The sequence below is a fragment of the Exiguobacterium sp. s183 genome (assembly GCF_018617655.1).
GTDB classification, from domain to species: Bacteria; Bacillota; Bacilli; order Exiguobacteriales; family Exiguobacteriaceae; genus Exiguobacterium; species Exiguobacterium aestuarii_A.
Genome location: NZ_JACSKN010000002.1, coordinates 298,308 through 321,416 on the forward strand (window position 1 = coordinate 298,308; position 23,109 = coordinate 321,416).

Consider the following 23,109-nt stretch of genomic DNA (forward strand, 5'->3'; position numbering starts at 1 on the left):
GAAAAAGCATCTCGCGCAAAAAGCGAGATGCTTTTGTATATTAACGCCCCGTGAATCCACCATCTACATGAAGATGTTGCCCATTCACCCATGCTCCGTCTCTTCCCATCAAGAAAGCCACGAAACGCGCCGTATCTTCCGGCGTTCCTACCCGATTGTATGGGAACAATGGGAGCAGGTGCTGACGAAGTTCATCGCCAATCCATCCCGTATCTGTCGGACCCGGATCGAGTGCATTCACGGAAATCCCGTACTTCCCTACTCCGTTTGCGAGTGCAGGTGTGATCGCAATCAATGCCCCTTTTGTCGCAATATACGCTAGGTTATTCGCATCAGCCCCACCCGATACTAAAAACAAAATGCGACCGTCTTGATATCCCGCTTGCTGATAACGTTCAACAAACGCAAAAGTGAGTCCGAGTGCTCCTTCGTTGTTCACCATATAATGTTGCCTCAATACGTCGGTCGTAAAGTTCTCGGCGCTCACATGACGCTCATAGGTCGCGTTATGAATCAGTCTGCTTGGTATGCCAAGTTTGGCTTCAATCCGATCAAGTAGTGCAACTTCATCACCCGAGGCCAAGTCATACGCCTCATGCTCCACACGGGCACCCTGCTCGGTCAACTCTTGAACGAATCGATCGATGAAGCCTCTCTCTTCCCCGACTCCTTCGGTCGCGTCAAACGGACTCCAGTGCGTCAAATACAAGTCATGACCCTCATGTGCGAGTTTTCGTGCGATGGCAGCCCCAATGCCTTGATTACGACTGACTCCGGTAATGAGTGTAAGTGGTTTGTTCATCATGTCCTCCGATTCGATTTTTAATGTTGTTCAGTCATTTAGTGAATCGGTGCCATCATGATTCCCCTCTCATTCCTTAATGATTTCATTATATACAATTTCACCCATATATAACCTATATATTTGTAGTCCCTTCAGATATGATGAAGGTATATGATTCATCACATCGGTATTTGGAGGCGTTTATATGAAAAAGTTAATCATGACGACATTCTGTACACTGACCATCATTGCTGTCTTCTATGCCGCTTGGTCAGATGAATCGTTTGTAACCCTTACCCAATCCGTCGACGTAGATCAAAACGAATTGGAGCGTTACTTGACGACTGAAGTCATGTCCCCTAATTTCGGTGGGGACGTTTACGCGAGTTATCATATTCTCGGGACGAGTATGACTCGACAGGAAGTGTATGTATGGGCGCTTCTTCAAGAGTATTACCCAAATCATCAACAACTCGAACGAGGGACAGGGATGTCTGTTCCAATCGTCTTACGCATTGACCAATCCACAGGGGGATCACGAATAGTCGATCATACGTTACCTCGCGACGGTTCCTATTATCCTAGCGATTTATACACCTTATTCCCGTTACGTATTTCTATCGGCATTATGTATTATCCAATCGAACTTACCAACCGTCTACAACATCAACTTGAAACAGAGTTACCCCTTCCTGTATCGAATGAGTACTGAGGTTGAAACTCATAAGTCTCAATCTACCCAACATAAAAACAGGCGACCGCGCGCGGTCGCCTGTTCGTTTATTTCAATCGATCTAAGTTTTCGAGCATGATTCCTGTTCCGTGCGCGACACTGAGCGTCGGCTCTTCAGCCATCATGACTGGGAGCATGACACGCTCGGCGACGAGTTGATCGAGACCGTGAAGGAGTGATCCCCCACCTGTCATGATGATACCACGGTCGATGATGTCAGCCGCGAGCTCCGGTGGTGTCTGTTCAAGGACACGTTTCGTCGCTTCAACGATCTCGTTCGCTGACTCGGCCATCGCTTCACGGAGTTCTTCCGACGTGATCGTCACTGTACGTGGCAATCCACGTACCATGTCACGTCCGCGAATGTCCATCGACTCGTTACGTCCACCTGGGAACACCGTCGCAATTTCTTTCTTGATTTGCTCAGCTGTCCGTTCCCCGATGATGAGTTTATGCTTCTCTTTGATGGCACGGAGAATGTCCGTGTCGAAACGGTCCCCTGCAATCTTGATTGTTTCACCGCACACGATATCACCCATCGAGAGGATGGCGACATCTGTCGTCCCCCCACCGATGTCGATGATCATGTGACCGACCGGCTTCCAGATGTCCATGCCCGAACCAACAGCTGCTGCTTTTGGTTCTACGGCGAGGAAGACTTCTTTCGCCCCTGCTTTTTCAGCAGCCTCACGAATTGCTTTCGCTTCGACTGGCGTCACGTTCGCAGGTGTACAAATCAACATGCGAATGCCTCCGAAGAAGCCACGGACTTGAATTTTCTCGATGAAGTGACGGAGCATTTCTTCTGTGGTGGCGAAATCGGCGATGACTCCATCACGAAGAGGACGGATCGCCACGATATCACCAGGTGTACGACCAACCATCTCATACGCTTCTGAACCGACTGCTAGCACTTTCCCTGTAGAGCGTTTCATCGCAACGACTGAAGGTTCGTCTAAGACGATTCCTTTCCCTTTTACGTGAATGACAACGTTTGCTGTCCCTAAATCAATCCCGATATCTTTTGAAAACATGATGTATAGGTTCCTCCGTTCATTTCTTCATTGAAAAGAGCGAGAAGAGTCTCTCCTCGCTCTCGAATTCGTGCTCGTTTCTTAGTTCTGAACCATTTCACTCGTGACTTCGACAGTTCCTTGAATGCGCTCGATGTCGGCACCGAGTGCTTGAAGTTTTTTGTGGAAGTCCACGTATCCACGGTCGATATGATATAAATCACCAACGCGTGTCTCTTCTTCTGCGATGAGACCCGCTAGAATAAGTGCTGCTCCGGCACGAAGATCTGTTGCGACGACCTCCGCTCCTTGAAGACGAACGCCACCTTTGACGATTGCTGAACGTCCTTCAATTTTAATGTCCGCATTCATGCGACGGAATTCTTCCACGTGCATGAAGCGATTCTCAAATACTGTTTCTGTAATCACTGATGTGCCGCCTGCTTTCAAGACGAGAGCCATCATTTGTGATTGCATGTCTGTCGGGAATCCAGGGTGTGGCATCGTCTTCACATCGACCGGCTTCAACTGATCCGGCGCTGAGACGCGCATGCCTTCCGCTGTATCTTCGAAGTGTACACCCATCTCTTCCATTTTTGAAATCAGTGGACGAAGGTGTTCACGTTCTGCACCGATGACTTCGATGTCACTTCCTGTGATCGCACCAGCGACAAGGAATGTCCCTGCTTCGATGCGGTCAGGAATGATTGAGTGTTCTGCACCGCGGAGTGTTTCCACACCTTCGATGCGAATCGTTTCTGTACCTGCGCCACGTACGTGTGCGCCCATTCCGTTCAAGAAGTTCGCAAGGTCTACGATTTCAGGCTCTTTCGCGACGTTCTCGATGATCGTTGTGCCTTCTGCAAGCACAGCTGCCATCATGATGTTCTCCGTCGCACCAACAGATGGGAAGTCCAAGTAGATTTTCGCGCCTTGGAGACGACCTTCTACAGAAGCTTCCACGAATCCGTTGCCGATGACTGTCTTCGCACCCATCGCTTCGAATCCTTTTAAGTGGAGGTCAATTGGACGTGAGCCAATTGAGCAACCGCCCGGCATTGCGACACGCGCATGACCGAGACGAGCTAAAAGAGGTCCCATGACGAGGATTGAAGCCCGCATCTTCCGAACGTACTCGAGCGGTGCTTCATCTTTGATGTCGCCCGACGCATCGACAATGACTTCATTCTTCTCTTCATTGAACGACACCTCTGCACCGAGGTGACGAAGTACTTTATTAATCGTGTACACGTCCGCAAGACGTGGTACGTTTTGTAAGATTGACTTTCCTTCGCTAGCTAACAGAGTGGCAACCAATGTTTTGAGTACAGCGTTCTTTGCTCCCTCAACGCGCACAGTACCTGACAGTTTACGTCCTCCACGGACTACAATCAAATCCTTCATATCTCTCTTTGTCCTCCAACTTCATTGTTTTTTTATATAGTGCGTCGATATCCGATTTCGGATGTGATGATGTCGATTATTAGAATGGTTTGTAAAACGTGACCGTTTCTTCATTCGTAAATAAAATCGTAATAAATAAGTTCAAACAGAATGAAAAAAACATCATGTCAGACGAATTTATCCTACATGATAAACATATAGGAGTCGTTACAGCAGGATTACAGTTTGTTAAACATTCTGTGGCTACTGTATAGGTGCGAGCTCTTGTGCCAATCGGATATACTCCAAAAAGAACTGAGCAATCAACGAACCGAAGACGACGGCTACGAGAACGCGCAAGACAGCTGCTTGCGGGCTCCTCACTTGATTAAGCAACTTGTCCCATTTGACGGGTAAGAGTGCCCACCAAGCGACGTAAATCGCTATGACGTAAATCGCTAGCGAAAATACGGTATTGATCATCGACGATTCCCCTCTTTTCTAAAATTCGTACCATTTTTAATCATATCATGTCATGTTAGAGAAAAAAAGACACAGTGTCTCAAGCTTCGAGCGGTTTTAGACCATTCGATCAACTCACTTTCTCCACAAGCACACCAAAAGGGACGTCATCCGCAGTAAGGCCTTACTACAGTAATTGACGCCCCTCACATATTTCAAACATTATTCACTCGATTCGTCAAGGTTACGGGACCAGCGGATGGCTTCTACGTAATATTGAGCCCAATCGGAATCTGTGTTATGAATAGGGATTGTCAATCGCTCATAGGCGATGACATCCTCGAGTAACATCCGCAACCCGTTCGGTTCTCCGAGTAGCGCAGCTTTCACTGGCGGGGCTACAGGCAGCTCTGCAATCAACGTCTGCATCGCCTCATCAAGAATGACATCGAGCGATGAGAAGATTCCCGTGATAAAGGCATCAAAGGAATTGACGCCACTATTTGTATCCTCCGCAATCAACTCCATCATCTTCCCTCGAATGACGCTTTGTTTAATCAATTCCTTTGATTCGGATGTCTGCATCTCACGAAGTAACATTAAATAGGACCAGCGTTTCAATTCATCTAACCCGATTCGGGCGACGGCCTGTTCGATTGACTGAATCGTGCGACGTCCTTTTTGATACACCGTATTGACGGAACGAAGCATTTTATACGATAAGTCGACACTCCGTTCGATTTGTGCTGAAATGCGTCGAAAACTAGGCTCTGGGCGATCCAGTTCTTTCAACACCTCAATGAGCGTATGACGCAGCGGATGGACTTCAGCCCCGTGTATGACGATCGGTCGGCTAAAGAAATAACCTTGGAACATCTTATATCCTAATCGTTTCGCAATCTCGTACTCTGCCGGTGTCTCGATTTTTTCTGCCAAAAACTCGACCCGGTGTCCGAGAGCATCGATTAACCTTTGCTGTTGCTCAACGGGTGTAGCTTGGTAATCTATCTTGATGATGTCAGCCAATCCAATCAAAGGGCGATACTTCTCTTCAAACACGAAGTCATCAAGTGCAATCGTATACCCTTGGCGTCTGAGCGATCGAAGAGACTGCAACACTTTCTCGGTCGGTTCGACGTGCTCGAGTACTTCAACGACGAGGGATTGACGAGGTAACAATGAGGGCACCTCTCCTTCAATCAACGTCTGTGGAAAGTTGATGAAAGCCCTCGTCCCTTCTGTTAATTCCCGAAAATTAAAGACGAGATAGGCGTTATGAATCACGTCAGCCGTTGCTAACGAATCATCGACATTCTCGAAAATGTTATTTTCGCTGCGGCGATACAACAGTTCGTAGCCGCAAACGCGTAATTGTTGGTCAAAAATCGGTTGTCGCGCAACGTAAACTTTCATTTCCTACTCTCCTTTACGATCATTCCCTCCTTTATTATCGGTCATCGTCTCTATATTTTTTACTATTTCCATGATTTAGGTTTGTGACGAAAGACCTATCTTGTCCGTCAAATACAAAAAAACTCCCACACTTTCGTGTGAGAGTCATTGTTATTCTTTCATATCGCGAATGCTCAAGCGGTTGATCGCTTTTTTGAGCGCAAGTTCCGCACGACGGAATTCGAGTTCTGAGAGCTTCGTGTCTTGGAGACGGCGCTCGGCCCGAACTTTCGCCGCAGAAGCGCGGTCATAGTCGATCTTATCCGCCATTTCGGCTGTTTCAGCTAAGATCGTCACCGTATCGGGACGAACTTCCATGAAACCGCCGCTGATTGCGATCAGCGTGCGTCCACCATCTTCGTGGCGCAGTTTGAGGACTGAGACGTCGAGTGGTGTCACCATCGGGATGTGCTTCGGTAAGATACCGAGCTCACCAGTGACCGATTTGGCGATGACCATTCGTGCGTCCCCTTCAAAGGCTGCACCATCCGGGGTGACGACGTTGACGTGAACAGTATTCATCGTCTAGTTTCCCCCTTCCGCGTAGGTCTTAGACCAACGTCTTCGCTTTTTCGATGACGTCTTCGATTGGACCAACGAGACGGAATGCATCTTCAGGAAGATCGTCGTGTTTACCTTCGAGGATCTCTTTGAAGCCGCGTACTGTCTCTTTGACTGGTACGTACGAACCTTTTTGGCCCGTGAACTGCTCAGCCACGTGGAAGTTTTGTGATAAGAAGAACTGAATACGACGTGCACGGTGAACCGTGAGTTTGTCGTCTTCAGACAACTCGTCCATCCCGAGGATTGCGATGATGTCTTGAAGTTCTTTATAACGCTGAAGCGTCTGTTGAACGTTACGCGCGACTTCATAGTGCTCTTTCCCTACGATTTCAGGAGAGAGGGCACGTGAAGTCGATGCGAGTGGGTCAACGGCTGGGTAAATCCCCATCTCCGAAAGACGACGCTCGAGGTTGGTTGTTGCATCAAGGTGAGCGAACGTTGTTGCTGGAGCCGGGTCCGTATAGTCATCGGCTGGTACATAAACCGCTTGAATCGATGTAACCGATCCTTTTGCAGTCGATGTGATCCGCTCTTGAAGCATACCCATTTCAGTAGCAAGTGTCGGCTGGTAACCTACCGCCGATGGCATACGTCCGAGAAGGGCCGATACCTCAGAACCTGCTTGTGTGAAACGGAAGATGTTATCAACGAAGAGAAGAACGTCTTGTCCTTGCTCGTCACGGAAGTATTCTGCCATTGTCAAACCAGTCAAGGCAACACGGAGACGTGCACCAGGTGGTTCGTTCATCTGACCGAAGACCATCGCTGTTTGCTTGATAACGCCTGAGTCCGTCATCTCGTGGAACAAGTCATTTCCTTCACGCGTACGCTCACCGACTCCTGCGAATACAGAAATCCCGCTGTGCTCTTGCGCGATGTTGTTGATGAGTTCCTGGATGAGGACGGTTTTCCCTACACCGGCACCACCGAAGAGGCCGATTTTACCACCTTTGATGTATGGTGCGAGAAGGTCGACGACTTTGATCCCTGTTTCAAGGATTTCAACTTTCGTTGACAATTCGTCAAATGTTGGCGCTTGACGGTGAATCGGTGCACGAAGCACGTCAGCTGCCACTTCTTTATCATCGATCGGGTTACCGAGAACGTTGAAGACACGTCCAAGTGTCATTTCTCCAACTGGTACCGAAATCGGTGATCCTAAGTCAAGTACTTCCATACCGCGGCGAACGCCGTCAGTTGAGTCCATCGCAATCGTACGGACCGTGTCGTCACCAAGGTGAACAGCTACTTCAAGCGTCAAGTCGACACTAACATCGTCTGCTGTCGCTGCCACGTGTGTGACTTTGAGAGCGTTGTAGATGTTCGGTAAGTGGTTGTCGAACTTAACGTCGATAACTGGGCCCATGACTGCGACTACGCGGCCTTTCATGCCGTATTCGTTCATCGTGTTAGCCTCCTACAATCTAGAGAGCGTGCGCTTATTCAAGCGCCGACGCACCTCCGACAATCTCTGTGATTTCTTGTGTGATCGCTGCTTGACGCGCGCGGTTGAATTTGAGCTTGAGTCCGCGAATGAGTTCATCCGCGTTGTCTGTCGCACTCGACATCGCCGTCATCCGTGCTGCGTGCTCTGATACTTTCGCATCGAGCAATGCACCGTAGATGAGTCCTTCCGCATAACGTGGGAGGAGCGCCGCTAAGATCGTTTCTTCTTCTGGTTCGTATTCATACATCACATTGGATGCGGACTGTTCGATATCCCCGAGCGGGAGCAATTGTTGAATCTTCACTTCTTGGCTGATGACCGAGATGAACGAGTTGTAGCAAAGCTTCAATTCATCAATCTCGCTCTCGCTGAAGGCACCAACCGTCTGCTTGACGATTTCTGCGACTTCAACAAAAGTTGGTTGGTCGTTTAGCCCTGTCATCGCGCTATACACCGGAATGTTGCGTGACTTGAAGAACTGGACACCGACTTTTCCGATTACGTAAAGACGATACTCATCTGTTGATGTGTGCTTGTCTTTGAGTTCACGGTACACGTCACGCAAGACGCTGGCGTTGTATCCACCTGCGAGTCCGCGGTCTGACGTGATGACGATATAACCAGTCCGTTTGACGGGACGTACTTGAAGCATCGGGTGTGTCGCGCCTGATGTACCACCGGCGATCGACGAGATGACTTCTTGCAACTTGTCCATGTACGGCTTGAAGTTGGCGTTGTTCCCTTGGGCCCGGTTCAACTTCGATGCCGACACCATGTTCATCGCTTTCGTGATTTGCTTCGTGCTTTGGGTCGAGGTGATCCGCATCTGGATCTCACGTAATGATGCCATTTCGATTCACCACCTTAATAGACGCTCGTCACCGGATTAAACCGATGGCGAGAACGTCTTTTTGAATTCCGTAATTGCGTCGACCATTGCCTCGTCTGAAGGAAGGTTTCCTGTCTGACGGATTTCACGGCAGAGGTCTTTACGGTTTTGGTCGAGCCATGCGTTCATTTCTGTTTCGAAACGACGGATGTCTGTGACTGGGATGTCATCGAGATGACCTTTCGTGAGTGCGTAGATGATGATAACTTGCTTGTCTACAGAAAGCGGTGCGTTCAAGTCTTGTTTCAAGACTTCAACCGTACGCTGACCACGGTTCAACTTCGATTGTGTCGCTTTGTCGAGATCTGACCCGAACTGAGCGAACGCTTCGAGCTCACGGTAAGACGCGAGGTCAAGACGAAGTGTACCAGCAACTTTCTTCATCGCTTTCACCTGTGCCGAACCACCAACACGCGATACCGAGAGACCGGCGTTGATCGCTGGGCGTACCCCAGAGAAGAAGAGGTCCGACTGAAGGAAGATCTGACCGTCTGTGATCGAGATAACGTTTGTCGGGATATATGCTGAGATATCCGATGCTTGTGTCTCGATGAACGGAAGTGCTGTCAATGAACCGCCGCCGAGTTCGTCGTTCAACTTCGCTGCACGCTCAAGAAGGCGTGAGTGGAGGTAGAAGACATCCCCTGGGTAGGCTTCGCGGCCTGGAGGACGACGGAGAAGGAGCGAGAGCTCACGGTAAGCTGCCGCTTGTTTCGAGAGGTCATCATAGACGACGAGGACGTGTTGTCCACGGTCCATGAAGTACTCACCCATCGATACCCCAGCGAATGGCGCGAGGTAAAGAAGTGGTGCCGGCTGTGATGCCGATGCCGAAACGACGATTGTATAGTCGAGTGCGCCGTTTTGACGAAGCGTCTCTACTACGCCACGTACAGTCGATTCTTTCTGACCGATTGCGACGTAGATACAAATCATGTTCTCTTCTTTTTGGTTGATGATCGCATCGATGGCAACAGATGTTTTACCTGTTTGACGGTCACCGATGATGAGCTCACGCTGACCACGACCGATTGGAACGAGGGCGTCAATCGCCTTAATTCCTGTTTGAAGTGGTTCGTGAACCGATTTACGAGCCATAACGCCGTAAGCTTTACGCTCGATCGGGTTATAGTTGTCAGTCACGATTGGTCCAAGACCATCGATTGGTTGTCCAAGCGGGTTCACGACACGTCCGAGGAGTGCCTCACCGACTGGTACTTCCATGATGCGACCTGTACGTTTGACAGAGTCGCCTTCTTTAATGCCTTTGTAATCGCCAAGGATGATAATCCCGACGTTACCTTCTTCTAAGTTTTGCGCCAAGCCCATTACGCCGTTAGAGAACTCTACGAGTTCCCCCGCCATAACGTTATCGAGTCCGTGTGCACGAGCGATACCGTCACCTACTTGAATGACTGTACCTGTCTCGCTGACTTCGATTTCAGAACCGTACGAAGCGATTCGTTCTTTTAGCAGGGCGCTAATTTCTTCAGCTTTGATTGTCATTGAATTCACCCCTATTTCTTACGCATTCAACAATTCACGCTCGAGGCGTGTCAATTTCGTTTCGATCGTATCATCGTACGTCGTGTATCCGACTTGGACACGGAGTCCACCGATGACTTCTTCATCGACGACGTTCTTCAATTGGAGCGTCTTCCCGAGCTTCTGTCCGAAGACGAGTTCGACGTCTTTCAAGTCTGTTGCCGACAACGGGTAGGCGCTTGTGACAATACCCTCTGCAATTCCACGGTAGTCGTTGATATAGTCGCGGACGTATCGTGGCAAAGCGCGAACCTCTGCCGCACGGTCGTTTTCGACCATGACGAGAAGTGTGTTCACGACAATCGCCGTCATATCACCAAAGCTGTCTTTTAAAAGCTGTGCAAGCTCGCTGTCACTGACTGCAGGATTCGTTAAGAGATCCATGAGTTCAGGAGTCGCGTGGAGCACTTCATCGAGCAGACGCACTTCCGCTTCGACTTGGTCGAGCGTGCCTTGTTCCCGTGCTAAGTCGAAGAGCGCTTTGGCATAGCGTTTTGCTAGTGATGCGTTCATCAGTTCGCACCTTTCGCTTTAGACAGGAAGTCTGTGACGAGGGCACGTTGTTTCGCTTCATCGCCTTTAAGGTCTGATTGAAGGACGTGGCGTGCTGCCGAAAGCGCCTGTGTGACGACTTCCGTTTGAAGGGATTGTTTCGCAAGCTCGCGCTCACGCTCAATCGCTTTCTCTGCCTCGATTTTAATTTGTTCAGCTTCCAAACGCGCCTGCTCCACCAAGCGTGCTTGTTCTGCTTCTGCTTGTCGACGGCTTGCGTCGAGCATTTCTTTCGACTCTGTACGTGCTGCACTGAGTGCATCACGTTGTTCGACGACATAGTTTTCCGCATCTTTGCGGCTCTTTTCAGCGAGCTCAATCTCGTTCGCTACATACTCTTCACGCTGTCTCATCATTCCAAGGAGTGGTCCCCAAGCAAATTTCTTCAACAGGGCCAAGAGTACGAGGAATGTGAAAATTGTAAAGATCATATCTAGAATGCGGAGGCCTTCGCCACCAGCACCAGCTGCAATCATCATCGTATCCATGCATACCCTCCTCTTGACTAAATAAGTGAGGGAGACGTGCTCCCTCTCATGCTATTCTCGTTAACTCGGAATCAAGAGTTGAGGAGAAGGAAACCGACAGCCACACCGATGATCGGGAGGGCCTCAACCAAACCGATACCGATGAACATTGTTTGACGAAGTTCGTTTTTGAGTTCTGGTTGACGTGCTTGTCCTTGTACTGTTCCGTATACGATCAAACCGTTACCGATACCAGCTGCGAGTGCTCCAAGACCGATAACAAGTGCTGTTGCGAGAAGATTAAGTTGTTCCATTGTGTATATTCCTCCTAAAAGTTAAGTAAATAATTTGTTTGTAACGCTTTGGCGAGATGTCCGAATCAATGTTCGGCCGAAGCTTTGTGCCCGATGTACACCATTGCAAGCGTCAGGAAAATGTAGGATTGGATAACCCCGATAAAGATTGAGAAACCTTGCCATAGAATCATTGGGAAGACCGCAAAGATTGCGCCGAGCGGGTTGAGTGCTCCTTCGGCTGTAATCGCGAGTCCCAAGATGATGGTAATCATGATTTCACCGGCAAAAATGTTACCGTATAGACGCAAACCGAGCGTCAACGTGTTCGCAAACTCCTCGATCAATTTGATCGGAAGCAAGAACCAGACTGGTTTTACGAATTCCGCCGAATAGTGCTTGAACCCATGTAGCTTCACCCCGTAGTAATGCGACATTGCAACGACGAGTGTCGACAACGCCAGGGTTACGTAAGGATCGGCCGTCGGTGAGTTGAACCACAGATAGTGTCCGGAAATGACGTTAAACGGTAGACCCATCAAGTTTGAGAAGAGAATGAACAAAATCAATGTCATCCCAAATCCGATAAAGCGTCCTCCTGTCTTCCAGTCCATCGCACTAGCGATGATTCCACGCACGAACTCCGCGAAGAATTCCATGAAGTTTTGTTTGCCAGTCGGCTTCATAGCCAAACGTCTTGTTCCCCAGATGGCGAATACGAAGACGAGTAACGCTGCTATTAGCACTGTAATGACGTTCGTCCAGCTCCCGTATAACGTATAGTCCCCAAAGTGCAGAGAATATGTGGGAAACTCATGACCCATTAATATTCACCTCTTTTCCTGCTGAGCTGGGCAAGTGTGAACTCGCCAAATTGTATGATGTGGCCGGCGATTAGACCAGTTACCACCGCGATGACGGACACCCGATCTTCATAGAAAAGACCGACTATCACTGCTAACGCACCGACCGCCATTCTTGAAACGGTCCCGTGCGACTTTGGTCGACGTCCATGCTCGATGACGTCATACATGCGAATGACGCTTCGATTCTGCATATGTAGAATGATGAGACTTCCGACCCCACCGATGAACAACCCAAGAAATACGGCTTTATACATCGGGATGATGAATGCGCCGATGAGCAAAATCGCAAACCAGACGGTAAACCATTTCGTATAACGCTTCATCAGTTCTTTCTGTGCTTTTCTGTCTGCTTGAATCGTATTCATTCGTCCTCTCCTGTCAATAAACTCCGAAGGGTGAGAACTAGCGCCGTAATCCCGAACACGAGTCCGAGGATGATCGACACATTCCAACCAAACGTGCCCCAAAATTCACGTCTTTCGCCGTACTGTCCGACGAGATAACCGATGACGATCGGTCCAGCAAGTGCTGTTGAAATTTGTGAAGCGAGCGAGGCATAGGATAGGTAACGATTGTCTTTTTTCGCCATCCCGGTCCCCCTTTCACGCACGGTGCGCTTCTCTCTTCTTCACGGATTCACACTCGCGTGACCATCAAAAGTCACACAAGTTCAGAGTAATAGAAATGGCATAAGAAGTCAATGAATTTCACAATTATAAAAGCGCTTTAAATCAAGTCGTATCAATAGTTTTACGCACTTCATAAAGTAAACGATTGATGCACTTTTTAAAGAAAGTGTGAAGAAACGTTGAAATAAAAATGTTAACTTTATAACATTTCACAAACGGAATCAGATGAAGAATAGTTCAGTTATACCCCCACGTTTTGGAAATTTCAATCGGTAAACGTTTACGTTCACAAAGAGTTACGAAACGGTCGTTGACTTCATTTTGAAATCGTTTTCAACGTCCTGTTTCAGTATACCGAGGATGTTTTTGCCATGTCGAGCGATTTTGCCCATTTTTTTGTGAGGAATCTCATCGCTCTTTTTGGATGCATTTTTACGTGGCGTCTAAATGAAAGATTGCCGGATTCCTTTAAATAAGAAGAAACAGCATTCAAGTGTCTCGTGTTTTGATTTCTTTCCGTTCACTTTTGTGTCTATTTTGTGACATTCAAAAATGACAAAAATTATTCAAGATGCATTATGAAAAAAAGCAGAAATCGCATCGACGATTTCCGCTTCATTCTTACTTCGTACCAAACAAACGGTCACCCGCATCCCCAAGTCCAGGAACGATATAACCGTGATCATTTAATTTTTCATCGAGTGCTGCGAGATAAATCTCTACATCCGGATGTTCTGCTTGTACACGCTCGACGCCTTCTGGTGCTGCACACAGACAAGCCAACTTGATTGACTTCGCTCCATGTTTTTTAAGAGCCGCGATGGCATCAGCAGCCGAACCGCCCGTTGCGAGCATCGGGTCGACGACGATGAAGTCGCGTTCCGTCACGTCTGTCGGGAGCTTCAAGTAGTATTCGTGTGGCTCAAGTGTTTCCGGATCGCGATAGAGACCGATATGGCCGACTTTTACGTTCGGCATCATTTTGAGGAACCCATCCACCATACCAAGTCCTGCACGTAAAATAGGGACGATTCCCAATTTCTTGCCGGCAATCATCTTTTGAGTGGAAACAGAGACCGGTGTCTCGATTTCTACATCTGTTAGGGGTAGGCTGCGCGTGATTTCGTATGCCATAAGTGAAGAAACTTCGTCGACGAGTTCACGGAACTGCTTCGTCCCCGTCTCTACTTTTCGCATAATCGTCATTTTGTGCTGAATCAAAGGATGGTCATAAACATGTACTTTTCCCATCTTGCTTCACTCCTCTCTCATTCTCTCTCGAGCATTGTACCCTAACTCTGTTGAGATGGGTAGAGCCAACTTCTATTTTAATAGAGGTCAGACGCCCTGAACGTTAATTGATTTGGAAATAGTCGTTCGCAGGGAGTTCATATGACCGAGACGTATGTTGGTCAATCAAGTAAAGTTCGGTTTCCGTCTTCCATACGTCAAACGACTGTTTCGTCAATTCTCTATATAAATGTAATTGCCCTATGTTGACGGCATTCGTCGGCTTCTCGCGCATCTGGACGTGAGACAATTCATCAAACAGTTCTTGAGTTTTTGGTCCATCTAACCAGACCGTATCTCGACTTGATTCAAAGACAGCGAGTTGCATGTCCTCATCCGCTGGTCGTGAAGACATCTTACTCTGGACAGGTCGGCGGACGTGCCCCCAGATTTCAAGGACGGTTCCATATGTTTTCGAGAGTGCGAGTGAGGTCTGTTCAGACACGTCCCCTTCGATTGGTTGTTCCGAGAGGATGATTCGTTTCATCAGTTCTCGATGGTTTCCAACGAGCGAGAGGTCCTCTTCTTTAGCATCGACTTTCATGTACGGCGCTTCGTACATACTCGGAAGAACGAGTTGTCTGAGCGACGGTCCCTTTCCAATTTGCAGGGCGATTCGATCATCGGCCCTCTTCGTCAAAAAGACATAGCCTTCATTTTCTCCACTTTGAAACGGAAAGAGTCTCGGTTCGACAATCGGGTCGAGCGTCCGTCCGTTCCGAATCGTCTCAAACGTCACGTAAATTGCGCCCGTGTCCGGCGTCGTGTAACGAAATGCAGAATCTGGGATGACCGTTTCATGTGCATCGTTCACCTTAAACGCACTCGTAATTTCTTTCATGTCCTCGACGCGATCAAACTCAATCGTCGAGACGACCTCTGACTCGACAAATCGTTCCTTGTCGAGTGCTTCAAACTCTGGAATCGGTTCGATCGCAAACGTCCGCTCCATCAATTGGTTACTGTTGGCACAAGTGAGATATCGCTCTTCTCCCGCAGCAAAATACTTCACATTTTTATAGCCGAGTGCTTCATAAAGGGGATGACGGAATGTCACTTCCGCCACTTTTGCTCTTCGTTTCGGTAAGACATCGGTCGGACGCTTCTCGCAATATGTAAGTATATTTTCTTTCGTTTGTTCGGTTAATGCCACCTCAGGCTCTTGTTCGACTCGATAAGATGACAAAGGACGTAATTCAATCGCGTTCAACGTCTCGGCACCACATCCACTCAACAAGATACAACTGAGTAAGATTCCCCAGTACGTCCGCATTGATGTTCCCCTCATTCCCAATTAGGTGAAAACCACCTAAATTTTTCTTGTACATCATAACATATAACCTATTTTTGTGATGATTTCAGAATTATTACGTTTCTGATGGCTGAGTAGAAGCTTTTGATTGGATAGATTTCTACAAAAAAACCAACCTCTTGAGAGATTGGTTCTTTCGAGCCTTCAATTAATCATTCTCACGTTCATCTTCAGAAGAGTCATCTTGTGATGAATCGTCCTGTGAAGAATCCTCTTGCTCATATTGGTCATCGTCGGATTCATTGTCCACTTCGATGACTGCTTGATCTCGATTCAATTCAAGTTTGACAAGATCTCCGACCCGAGGTGTATCGTCATCGATTTCAGATCGTGCAGCGAGCGGATACGTCTTATCTTTTCCATCGATGTTGATTGTGACTTCTTGATCTGTGAGTTTGACGAGTGCTCCAGTAATGTATGCATCATCATCTCCGCTCTCACGGTCCACTTCTTTCACTTCATCATCTCGATTCAATTCGAGTTTCACTCGGTCACCGACTTGCGGTGTATCGTCGTCAATCTCATGTGTTTGTGCTAATCGGTACGTCGATTCTTTCCCATTGAAGCTGATTGTGACATCTTCTTTTGTCAGACTGACTAGCGTTCCATATAGTTCATAGTCATCTTCTACTCGTGAAGATGATGAGTCGTCGGATGCGTTGACGCTTGAATCCTCTGCTGACGAAGAATCATCCGATTGGTCTTGTGCTGAGTCGTCACTCGCTTGATTGATCGCTTGCGGGACGATGACCGTGTCCGTCTGATTCCCACTCACATAAAATCCAATCCCTACAATTGCCATGACACCAAGTAAAGCTCCGATGATCCAGCCGATGCGTTTCATGTTCATTTCCTCCTCATAATGTGTTCTTCTTATTTTCATCATAAGCCTCGTGTGTGAGAGCGCATTTAAGGCTTCATTAGAAGTTGATGAGAAAATGCGAAATGTTCATCATCGAGTGAGGAAAAATACACTGCCGTCAGGATCATTCGGTTCGCTTCCGATTGTCCAGCCGTTCACATCTGCGACTTCCTTCGCAATCGCAAGACCAAGTCCACTGCCGCTCCGGTCCCTCGCCTCATCCAATCGATAAAAGCGGTCGAACAAACGAGCTCTAACTTCATCTGATAAGACAGGTCCTCTGTCTCGCACTTCGATTCGATTATCTGTCAGGTGAAGACTCGTCTCTTTTGCATATTTCAAACTATTATCGATCAAGATGACGAGAATGCGTTGTAACGATTCACGATGTCCATACCAGCTACCGTTCGCATCGATGGGAAGGTGTACGCCGTGCGACCGTAAAAATCGTTCTGTTAACATGTCTCCAAGCTCAGCCAAATCAATGTCTTCTCGGTCGACCTCTTCAAGCGCAGCGAAGCGATTTAACTCTAGCATCGGTTCAATCAAATCGTTTCGCATCTGTCGCGACTCCGTCAAAATATGATCGATGGCCTCGGCGCGGACACTCTCGTCCTCTTGTCCCCAGCGCTGCAATAATTTCGCGTAACCTTCGATGACGGTCAGTGGTGTTTTTAGTTCATGTGAAACATCGGCGACGAAACGACGCTGTTGGTCCATTGTCCCTTCGACCCGTTCAATCATATGGTTGAATCCGTTCGAAAGGAGCGTCACTTCGTCCTTCCGGTCATCGACCTCAATCGTTTCTAATTTGCCCGATTCGGTAATCCGTTCCATCGTCTCCGTCAATCGCCGTAACGGCGACAGCCCTTGGCGTAAGATCCACCATGTACCGAGGAACGTCAAGAGCACGGCTAGGAAAAACATGACGAGAAAAATTGTCGCCAACGCTTGAATCGTGTCACTCACCGCTCGGTCTTGAAACCCGAATGCCAGCCCATCCGTCGTGGCGACGACGAACCAGTCATCGATGAGTGCGGGTTCTCCGTAATTGATGGGAAATGTCGTCCCGTCCGGCACTTCTCCACCGATGATTCCCCACTCCCCGTTTTCTTGACGCTCTAGAACGACACTGTCTTCATGAAGGGACAGCACGGCATCGCTATTTCGGACGTCTTCTTCTAATAAGTTTAACGCTTGTAGTAACACATCAAAACGTGAATCGACGATCTCTTGCCTCGCGACGAACCATGTCACGCCAAACGAGACGAGAAGGAGCAGCAACATGAACCCGGTCATCGCCCAGGCGATTTTTGTACGTAACATGCTCACTCACCACGCTTCAACATATACCCGACACCACGGACGGTTTGAATCCAAGAACCGGTCAGTTTCTTTCGGACATAACGGACATATACGTCCACAACGTTCGTGTCACCAAAGTAATCGAATCCCCACACATGTTCGACGAGTTGATCACGGGTCAAGACGCGCTCAGGGTTCTCTAAAAAGAAGACCAATAAATCAAACTCCCGTCGCGTCAAATCGATTTTATTTCCCTCGCAATACACTTCATGTCGATTCACATCGACTTTGAGTGTCTCATAGGTCAGGACATGCTCAGAATGGTCCTGCCGAACGAGCTGGCGCATGCGCAAAAACGCCCGGATTCGAGCGAGCACTTCTTCAATTTCGAATGGTTTCGTGATGTAGTCATCGGCACCTAGGTCGAGTCCACTCACTTTGTCATAGCGGTCTCCCCGAGCCGTCACCATGAGAACGGGCAACAGTGGTCGTTCTTCTTTTAATCGACGGACCACCTCGAGTCCGCTCATTTGAGGCAACATGATATCGAGTAAGACGAGATCGATTTCGTCGGCGACGGCCCGCTCTAAACCACTACGCCCATCTGTCGCCACGACGACTTCATACCCTGCATGCTTCAACTCTAGTTCCAGTAACCGTGCAATCTTCGAATCATCTTCTACGACCAGAATCGTCTGCATCCTGCTCACTCCTTTGAAAAAACGCCGAGCGGACCGCTCGACGTATTGGTATTCATTTCCCGAAATCAATCCTCAAAAAACAGACGGACGCCTTCCGGGATTACCGATTCAACTTTTCGTTCAAAACGGTCTTCCCATTGGTCCCACGTTGCATCCACTTGCTCGATTTGCTGCTCGATGCCCGTTGCCGCGAGCGACAATTGCGTGAGGCTTGATTGCCCCGGTGTCGTAAAGAACAAGAAACCGGCAAGTCCGATTCCCATCAGGCCGATTGCCAACAGACTACTCCCAATCATTTTCATTAAACGTTTCATTCGTGCATCCCTCCTACTCGCATCATACGAGGTGAAAACGAGAAATCGAGGTGGAGTTCATTAAAATTTCATGAGAAAAGGCGTTGCTTGCGCAACACCTCACTCGTCGAGCACGGATTTCGCAATCGGCGCCCAATACGTTCCTTTCATTTCTGACACGGTCGTCAGCGTATCCCGATAAGCCGGATCGTCCGCTTTTTTCTCGGCAATCCCTTTCATCCATAGGACATCTGCCTTGTACCCAGACTCAGGATAGGAATCGAGATAAGCCGCGTAATCCGCGATTTTCGCTTTTCCTAACTTATTGTCGACAAGGAGTCGATAAAATCCAACCGCCTGCTCTTGACCTGCTTTCGCTTTCCCGTCGAGCAACTGTTCAGCTTGCTCGTACTGTTTGTCTTGTACGAGCGCTTCGACCTCCGCTAACGGCACGACGTCAGTCGCTTGATCCGGCTTCTCTTCCGCCGAATCACTTGACGTTTCTTCTTGACCTTGTAGCTGTTCATTTTCCTTCTCAAGTCGAGCGACTTCCGCTTCTAGTTCCTTCAAGCGCTCCGCCATCGCCTCTTCCTCGGTCACCGTCTCGACGACGACTTGATCGGTCTCGCTTGGCGGGACAATCGGAGGTGGGGTATCTGGCCAAAACACGAGCGCAGCGGCAGCAAGTCCCACGACGAGCGGAAGACCGAGCCATTTCTTATCAAACTTGAACGCCTGTCGCCACTCGGCTAAATCTGAGTGCTGGATGACGGCCGGAGAAAACGAACGAAAGCGGCGCTTGGCCGCTTTTTTCCCGTTCGCCTTCACTTCTAGCGCAAGACCTAGTCGATGGAACGCAGCGGGCACTTTCATCCCGAGGAGCGGTACGATTCGTTCGCTCGCTTCTTCGTAATAGCCATGGTCGAGGAGCGTCGTGATGACCCCGAACTCACTGGCGACAAGACGGAAAGATGGGTCGTGTTCCCCCTTACGAGCCAACCATTCCGTCATATCGAACAATGGGAGTTCGGATAGCTCTCGTTCTGCGAGTGTCCGGATGTCCATTGACTCAGCCTCGTTCTGGGTAAAGTGGGAACTTCGCAGTTAACGTACGCACGTCTTGAAGTGCTTCTGCGAGTACCGACTCATCTTCATGTTGTTTGAGTACACGACCGATTAGGCGTGCCACTTCTTGCATATCGTCCTCTTTGAAGCCACGCGTCGTCATCGCTGCCGTACCGAGACGGATTCCGCTTGTGACGAACGGTGATGCTGGATCGAATGGGATCGTGTTTTTGTTGACCGTGATTCCTGCAGCGTCGAGCGCATGCTCCGCCGCTTTCCCTGTGATGTCGATTCCTTGAAGGTCGACGAGTAAGAGGTGGTTGTCCGTTCCGCCCGATACGATTCGGAGCCCCTCTTCTTCAAGACCAGCCGCAAGTGCCTGTGCATTGGCGATGACTTGACGTTGATACTCTTTGAATTCTGGTTGGAGCGCCTCTCCGAACGCGACTGCTTTCGCTGCGATGACGTGCATGAGCGGTCCACCTTGAATTCCTGGGAAGATGGATTTGTCGATTGCTTTCGCAAACTCTTCTTTACAAAGAATCATACCGCCACGTGGTCCACGAAGTGTCTTGTGCGTCGTCGTCGTGACGAAATCCGCATGCTCGACTGGGTTCGGGTGAAGACCTGCTGCCACGAGTCCAGCGATGTGCGCCATATCGACCATGAGGTACGCATCGACACTGTCTGCAATCTCACGGAACTTCGCGAAGTCGATTGTACGTGGGTAAGCCGATGCTCCCGCGACAATCAATTTCGGTTTATGTTCTTTCGCGAGCGCTGCGACGACGTCATAGTCGATGTGTTCTGTCTCTTTGTCTACACCGTATTCGACGAAGTTATACTGCACTCCCGAGAAGTTGACCGGGCTACCGTGCGTCAAGTGACCACCGTGTGATAGGTTCATCCCGAGCACCGTGTCTCCTGCTTCAAGCACTGTGAAATAAACTGCCATGTTCGCTTGTGCACCAGAGTGTGGTTGTACGTTCGCATGTTCTGCACCGAACAATGCTTTCGCACGGTCACGCGCCAAGTTTTCAGCGACGTCGACAAACTCACAGCCACCATAATAACGGCGTCCTGGATATCCTTCGGCATATTTGTTCGTCAATACGCCTCCTTGCGCTTCCATGACTGCTTCTGAAACAAAGTTTTCTGAAGCGATGAGTTCGATGTTGTCGCGTTGACGACCGAGCTCGTGTTGCATTGCCTCAAACAATTCTGCATCCTGCACTTTTAACTTCGTCGTGTTTACCATGTGAAGACCCCCTCTAAATGTCTAAAAATCAACACCCCCATCGTACCACACGCTTGTTTTTTTGGGTATCGCTATAATCTGACGAAAAGTTGGGTATCATTTAGAGAGAATCCAAAGGAGGTCACTTCATGATTGAGACAAAAGAAATCACAATTACACCGTTCGAACGCACCCGAACGCTTCGGGTCTATACACCTGCCGATTATGAGACATCGGAAAAACGGTATCCCGTTCTCTATATGCATGACGGGCAAAACTGTTTCGCCGACGAGGAGGCAAGCTATAACATGAGCTGGCGCGTCGGTGAATATTTAGACGCCTCGAAACGTGACTTGATTGTCGTCGCTCTCGATAGCGCACCTGGGGAAAAGCGACTCGATGAGTACGGACCGTGGGAAAATCCATACATCGGAGACAGCCTGCTCGGACGAGACATCGTCCTCGGCGGAGAAGGATCGGCATACATCGAATATATCGCTCAAGAATTGAAACCAAAAATCGATACCGACTACCGAACCATTCCGGAAGAAACGGCGATGATGGGAAGCTCGATGGGTGGACTCATCTCGGTCTACGCAGCGTGTGTGTATCCTGAAATCTTTAAGCGTGTCGCTTCCTTATCATCTGCCTTTTGGTTCAATCAAACCGAGCTGGAGCAATTGATTGAGGCGAGTGACTTAAAAGGTGTAGAACGTCTCTATTTAGATGTCGGTGCCAAAGAAGTCGAAGAACCGATGGAGAACGGACCGACGAACGAGATGTACCGTGAGTCGAGCGAACGGGTGTACAACCTGTTAAAAGACAAGGTCGAGCACATCCGTTTCGAAGTGATCGAAGAAGGCGTCCATAACGAACTTGCCTGGCGCGAACGTTTCCCGATGGTCGTGTCGTATTTATTCGGAGAAGAATTATAACCACAAAAAAGAATCGCATTCGGTCGAAAAACCTGAATGCGATGCTTTTTATTTGTTTGGATATTGAGCCCTTGGCCCACCAATCAGTTTTGGTCTCGTGACTGCGAACGTGACGTACGCTTCGCCGAGATGTTTCGACGATAGTCGGACCGGGATGGCCACTGGCTTCAAATGCATCCCAATCAACGTCGAGCCGATATCGATTCCCGCATCCGCTTGAATCGATTCGACGACACATGGTTCCTCGAAGTTCGCATATGCCTTCTCCGACATCGCCCCACCCGCTGAACGGACAGGAACGACCGTCACTTCCGTGAGACCGAACTGCTTGAGCGTCCGTCGTTCCAGGGTGAGAGCACGGTTGATGTGCTCGCACCCTTGAAACGCCAAATGGACACCTGTCTTCTCTCTAAACTCAAGGAAAGCTTCCATCAACTCTTCTGCGACGTCGATGGACCCTGCCTTCCCAATCGTCTTCCCAAGCACTTCACTCGTGGAGCATCCGATGACGAGAATACGCTCATCATGTAACGGGAACCGTTCGTGAAGCTCCGTTAATAATCCGAGAAGTTCCGTCTTCATCGGGCTCACTTCGATTCGTATGCGCTCATCTTGTCGACACGATTTGAATGGCGACCGCCTTCAAAGTCTGTATCGAGCCACGTCGCCACCAAGTCGACCGCAAGACCAGGTCCGATGACACGCTCGCCCATCGTCATGATGTTCGAGTCGTTATGCTGACGTGTCGCTTTCGCACTGAATGAGTCGTGAACGAGTGCCGCACGAATCCCTTTGACTTTGTTCGCTGCAATCCCGATTCCGATTCCTGTACCGCAAATCAAGATTCCGCGATCGAATTCGCCTGCCGCGACAGCTTCTGCGACCGGAATGGCTACGTCTGGGTAGTCAATCGAGTCAGCCGAGTGCGTGCCAAAGTCTTTATACTCATGTCCGAGTTCCTCAAGCAATGCTACGATGTCTCTCTTTAAGTTGAATCCGCCGTGATCGGCGCCAATTGCAATTTTCATTC

The 23,109-nt window shown here is 49.0% G+C and carries 27 protein-coding genes; 2 read left to right on the forward strand and 25 right to left on the reverse strand.

The window, feature by feature from the left end; translation table 11 throughout:
- Nucleotides 1–40: 40 nt before the first annotated feature.
- On the reverse strand, nt 41–802 hold the full coding sequence (locus tag KNP62_RS06950; protein ID WP_214784785.1) for an SDR family oxidoreductase: 762 nt from the start codon (nt 800–802) through the stop codon (nt 41–43).
- A 187-nt stretch (nt 803–989) separates the two neighbouring features.
- On the opposite strand from KNP62_RS06950, the gene KNP62_RS06955 reads away from it, so the two are divergent.
- Nucleotides 990–1,496: a hypothetical protein gene (locus KNP62_RS06955; RefSeq protein WP_214784787.1), complete on the forward strand. Its 507-nt coding sequence runs from the start codon at nt 990–992 to the stop codon at nt 1,494–1,496.
- Between the two features lie 68 nt (nt 1,497–1,564).
- On the opposite strand, the gene mreB is transcribed toward KNP62_RS06955, so the two are convergent.
- From mreB to glyA, 22 genes are all read right to left on the reverse strand, one after another.
- Nucleotides 1,565–2,551, reverse strand: coding sequence for a rod shape-determining protein (gene mreB, locus KNP62_RS06960; protein WP_074035900.1), 987 nt, complete (start codon nt 2,549–2,551; stop codon nt 1,565–1,567).
- 81 nt (nt 2,552–2,632) lie between these two features.
- Nucleotides 2,633–3,934 (reverse strand): UDP-N-acetylglucosamine 1-carboxyvinyltransferase, encoded by a 1,302-nt coding sequence (gene murA, locus KNP62_RS06965; RefSeq protein WP_214784789.1) that lies wholly within the window; start codon nt 3,932–3,934, stop codon nt 2,633–2,635.
- A 243-nt stretch (nt 3,935–4,177) separates the two neighbouring features.
- Entirely contained in the window at nt 4,178–4,396 is a 219-nt protein-coding gene (locus KNP62_RS06970; RefSeq protein ID WP_074035896.1) for a DUF1146 family protein, read from the reverse strand.
- Between the two features lie 201 nt (nt 4,397–4,597).
- Nucleotides 4,598–5,788: an EAL and HDOD domain-containing protein gene (locus KNP62_RS06975; RefSeq protein WP_214784791.1), complete on the reverse strand. Its 1,191-nt coding sequence runs from the start codon at nt 5,786–5,788 to the stop codon at nt 4,598–4,600.
- Nucleotides 5,789–5,938: 150 nt separating this feature from the next.
- A complete protein-coding gene (locus tag KNP62_RS06980; RefSeq protein WP_012727354.1) occupies nt 5,939–6,349 on the reverse strand; it encodes a F0F1 ATP synthase subunit epsilon in 411 nt (136 codons plus the stop codon).
- A 28-nt stretch (nt 6,350–6,377) separates the two neighbouring features.
- Complete coding sequence (gene atpD, locus KNP62_RS06985; protein WP_074035892.1) at nt 6,378–7,796, reverse strand: F0F1 ATP synthase subunit beta; 1,419 nt, start codon at nt 7,794–7,796, stop codon at nt 6,378–6,380.
- 34 nt (nt 7,797–7,830) lie between these two features.
- Entirely contained in the window at nt 7,831–8,688 is an 858-nt protein-coding gene (gene atpG, locus KNP62_RS06990) for an ATP synthase F1 subunit gamma (protein WP_074035890.1), read from the reverse strand.
- A gap of 36 nt (nt 8,689–8,724) precedes the next feature.
- The gene (gene atpA / locus KNP62_RS06995; protein ID WP_078147660.1) at nt 8,725–10,233 is read right to left on the reverse strand and encodes a F0F1 ATP synthase subunit alpha; all 1,509 of its coding nucleotides are present in this window, start codon (nt 10,231–10,233) and stop codon (nt 8,725–8,727) included.
- Between the two features lie 18 nt (nt 10,234–10,251).
- A complete protein-coding gene (locus KNP62_RS07000; RefSeq protein ID WP_074035886.1) occupies nt 10,252–10,785 on the reverse strand; it encodes a F0F1 ATP synthase subunit delta in 534 nt (177 codons plus the stop codon).
- Entirely contained in the window at nt 10,785–11,312 is a 528-nt protein-coding gene (gene atpF / locus KNP62_RS07005; RefSeq protein WP_074035884.1) for a F0F1 ATP synthase subunit B, read from the reverse strand. The genes KNP62_RS07000 and atpF overlap by 1 nt, the downstream gene beginning before the upstream one ends.
- A 71-nt stretch (nt 11,313–11,383) precedes the next feature.
- The gene (gene atpE / locus KNP62_RS07010) at nt 11,384–11,605 is read right to left on the reverse strand and encodes a F0F1 ATP synthase subunit C (protein ID WP_012727360.1); all 222 of its coding nucleotides are present in this window, start codon (nt 11,603–11,605) and stop codon (nt 11,384–11,386) included.
- Nucleotides 11,606–11,670: 65 nt separating this feature from the next.
- Nucleotides 11,671–12,408 (reverse strand): F0F1 ATP synthase subunit A, encoded by a 738-nt coding sequence (gene atpB / locus KNP62_RS07015; protein WP_074035878.1) that lies wholly within the window; start codon nt 12,406–12,408, stop codon nt 11,671–11,673.
- A complete protein-coding gene (locus KNP62_RS07020; RefSeq protein ID WP_214784793.1) occupies nt 12,408–12,815 on the reverse strand; it encodes an ATP synthase subunit I in 408 nt (135 codons plus the stop codon). The genes atpB and KNP62_RS07020 overlap by 1 nt, the downstream gene beginning before the upstream one ends.
- The gene (locus KNP62_RS07025) at nt 12,812–13,039 is read right to left on the reverse strand and encodes a hypothetical protein (RefSeq protein ID WP_026825087.1); all 228 of its coding nucleotides are present in this window, start codon (nt 13,037–13,039) and stop codon (nt 12,812–12,814) included. The genes KNP62_RS07020 and KNP62_RS07025 overlap by 4 nt, the downstream gene beginning before the upstream one ends.
- A gap of 661 nt (nt 13,040–13,700) precedes the next feature.
- Nucleotides 13,701–14,330: a uracil phosphoribosyltransferase gene (upp, locus tag KNP62_RS07030; protein WP_074035874.1), complete on the reverse strand. Its 630-nt coding sequence runs from the start codon at nt 14,328–14,330 to the stop codon at nt 13,701–13,703.
- Nucleotides 14,331–14,433: 103 nt separating this feature from the next.
- Nucleotides 14,434–15,642: a hypothetical protein gene (locus KNP62_RS07035; RefSeq protein WP_214784795.1), complete on the reverse strand. Its 1,209-nt coding sequence runs from the start codon at nt 15,640–15,642 to the stop codon at nt 14,434–14,436.
- Nucleotides 15,643–15,829: 187 nt separating this feature from the next.
- The gene (locus tag KNP62_RS07040) at nt 15,830–16,525 is read right to left on the reverse strand and encodes a hypothetical protein (RefSeq protein WP_214784797.1); all 696 of its coding nucleotides are present in this window, start codon (nt 16,523–16,525) and stop codon (nt 15,830–15,832) included.
- Nucleotides 16,526–16,633: 108 nt separating this feature from the next.
- A complete protein-coding gene (locus KNP62_RS07045; protein ID WP_214784799.1) occupies nt 16,634–17,869 on the reverse strand; it encodes a HAMP domain-containing sensor histidine kinase in 1,236 nt (411 codons plus the stop codon).
- Between the two features lie 2 nt (nt 17,870–17,871).
- Nucleotides 17,872–18,549, reverse strand: coding sequence for a response regulator transcription factor (locus KNP62_RS07050; protein ID WP_214744568.1), 678 nt, complete (start codon nt 18,547–18,549; stop codon nt 17,872–17,874).
- 65 nt (nt 18,550–18,614) lie between these two features.
- The gene (locus tag KNP62_RS07055; RefSeq protein ID WP_214784801.1) at nt 18,615–18,863 is read right to left on the reverse strand and encodes a hypothetical protein; all 249 of its coding nucleotides are present in this window, start codon (nt 18,861–18,863) and stop codon (nt 18,615–18,617) included.
- Nucleotides 18,864–18,962: 99 nt separating this feature from the next.
- Nucleotides 18,963–19,907, reverse strand: a complete 945-nt coding sequence (locus KNP62_RS07060) for a hypothetical protein (protein WP_214784803.1) — start codon at nt 19,905–19,907, stop codon at nt 18,963–18,965.
- A 4-nt stretch (nt 19,908–19,911) separates the two neighbouring features.
- Nucleotides 19,912–21,165, reverse strand: a complete 1,254-nt coding sequence (gene glyA / locus KNP62_RS07065; RefSeq protein WP_074035858.1) for a serine hydroxymethyltransferase — start codon at nt 21,163–21,165, stop codon at nt 19,912–19,914.
- A 128-nt stretch (nt 21,166–21,293) separates the two neighbouring features.
- On the opposite strand from glyA, the gene KNP62_RS07070 reads away from it, so the two are divergent.
- The gene (locus KNP62_RS07070; RefSeq protein ID WP_214784805.1) at nt 21,294–22,079 is read left to right on the forward strand and encodes an alpha/beta hydrolase; all 786 of its coding nucleotides are present in this window, start codon (nt 21,294–21,296) and stop codon (nt 22,077–22,079) included.
- Nucleotides 22,080–22,127: 48 nt separating this feature from the next.
- On the opposite strand, the gene KNP62_RS07075 is transcribed toward KNP62_RS07070, so the two are convergent.
- Together KNP62_RS07075 and rpiB are read right to left on the reverse strand one after the other, a co-directional pair.
- Entirely contained in the window at nt 22,128–22,670 is a 543-nt protein-coding gene (locus KNP62_RS07075) for a TIGR01440 family protein (protein WP_483299207.1), read from the reverse strand.
- Nucleotides 22,667–23,107, reverse strand: a complete 441-nt coding sequence (gene rpiB / locus KNP62_RS07080) for a ribose 5-phosphate isomerase B (protein ID WP_214694546.1) — start codon at nt 23,105–23,107, stop codon at nt 22,667–22,669. Before rpiB ends, KNP62_RS07075 begins: the two co-directional genes overlap by 4 nt.
- Between the last annotated feature and the right edge of the window lie 2 nt (nt 23,108–23,109).

What these genes read in the sequence shown, in the direction of transcription:
- KNP62_RS07060 (WP_214784803.1), bottom strand. Translation starts at nt 19,907, where the DNA reads ATGGACATCCGGACACTCGCAGAACGAGAGCTATCCGAACTCCCATTG.
- atpA (WP_078147660.1), bottom strand. Translation starts at nt 10,233, where the DNA reads ATGACAATCAAAGCTGAAGAAATTAGCGCCCTGCTAAAAGAACGAATC.
- KNP62_RS07050 (WP_214744568.1), bottom strand. Translation starts at nt 18,549, where the DNA reads ATGCAGACGATTCTGGTCGTAGAAGATGATTCGAAGATTGCACGGTTA.
- KNP62_RS07020 (WP_214784793.1), bottom strand. Translation starts at nt 12,815, where the DNA reads ATGAATACGATTCAAGCAGACAGAAAAGCACAGAAAGAACTGATGAAG.
- atpG (WP_074035890.1), bottom strand. Translation starts at nt 8,688, where the DNA reads ATGGCATCATTACGTGAGATCCAGATGCGGATCACCTCGACCCAAAGC.
- KNP62_RS07040 (WP_214784797.1), bottom strand. Translation starts at nt 16,525, where the DNA reads ATGAAACGCATCGGCTGGATCATCGGAGCTTTACTTGGTGTCATGGCA.
- KNP62_RS06955 (WP_214784787.1), top strand. Translation starts at nt 990, where the DNA reads ATGAAAAAGTTAATCATGACGACATTCTGTACACTGACCATCATTGCT.
- atpE (WP_012727360.1), bottom strand. Translation starts at nt 11,605, where the DNA reads ATGGAACAACTTAATCTTCTCGCAACAGCACTTGTTATCGGTCTTGGA.
- KNP62_RS07035 (WP_214784795.1), bottom strand. Translation starts at nt 15,642, where the DNA reads ATGCGGACGTACTGGGGAATCTTACTCAGTTGTATCTTGTTGAGTGGA.
- KNP62_RS07000 (WP_074035886.1), bottom strand. Translation starts at nt 10,785, where the DNA reads ATGAACGCATCACTAGCAAAACGCTATGCCAAAGCGCTCTTCGACTTA.
- KNP62_RS06980 (WP_012727354.1), bottom strand. Translation starts at nt 6,349, where the DNA reads ATGAATACTGTTCACGTCAACGTCGTCACCCCGGATGGTGCAGCCTTT.
- atpF (WP_074035884.1), bottom strand. Translation starts at nt 11,312, where the DNA reads ATGGATACGATGATGATTGCAGCTGGTGCTGGTGGCGAAGGCCTCCGC.
- KNP62_RS06975 (WP_214784791.1), bottom strand. Translation starts at nt 5,788, where the DNA reads ATGAAAGTTTACGTTGCGCGACAACCGATTTTTGACCAACAATTACGC.
- KNP62_RS06970 (WP_074035896.1), bottom strand. Translation starts at nt 4,396, where the DNA reads ATGATCAATACCGTATTTTCGCTAGCGATTTACGTCATAGCGATTTAC.
- KNP62_RS06950 (WP_214784785.1), bottom strand. Translation starts at nt 802, where the DNA reads ATGAACAAACCACTTACACTCATTACCGGAGTCAGTCGTAATCAAGGC.
- KNP62_RS07025 (WP_026825087.1), bottom strand. Translation starts at nt 13,039, where the DNA reads ATGGCGAAAAAAGACAATCGTTACCTATCCTATGCCTCGCTCGCTTCA.
- KNP62_RS07055 (WP_214784801.1), bottom strand. Translation starts at nt 18,863, where the DNA reads ATGAAACGTTTAATGAAAATGATTGGGAGTAGTCTGTTGGCAATCGGC.
- mreB (WP_074035900.1), bottom strand. Translation starts at nt 2,551, where the DNA reads ATGTTTTCAAAAGATATCGGGATTGATTTAGGGACAGCAAACGTTGTC.
- atpB (WP_074035878.1), bottom strand. Translation starts at nt 12,408, where the DNA reads ATGGGTCATGAGTTTCCCACATATTCTCTGCACTTTGGGGACTATACG.
- upp (WP_074035874.1), bottom strand. Translation starts at nt 14,330, where the DNA reads ATGGGAAAAGTACATGTTTATGACCATCCTTTGATTCAGCACAAAATG.
- glyA (WP_074035858.1), bottom strand. Translation starts at nt 21,165, where the DNA reads ATGGTAAACACGACGAAGTTAAAAGTGCAGGATGCAGAATTGTTTGAG.
- KNP62_RS07045 (WP_214784799.1), bottom strand. Translation starts at nt 17,869, where the DNA reads ATGTTACGTACAAAAATCGCCTGGGCGATGACCGGGTTCATGTTGCTG.
- rpiB (WP_214694546.1), bottom strand. Translation starts at nt 23,107, where the DNA reads ATGAAAATTGCAATTGGCGCCGATCACGGCGGATTCAACTTAAAGAGA.
- atpD (WP_074035892.1), bottom strand. Translation starts at nt 7,796, where the DNA reads ATGAACGAATACGGCATGAAAGGCCGCGTAGTCGCAGTCATGGGCCCA.
- KNP62_RS07070 (WP_214784805.1), top strand. Translation starts at nt 21,294, where the DNA reads ATGATTGAGACAAAAGAAATCACAATTACACCGTTCGAACGCACCCGA.
- murA (WP_214784789.1), bottom strand. Translation starts at nt 3,934, where the DNA reads ATGAAGGATTTGATTGTAGTCCGTGGAGGACGTAAACTGTCAGGTACT.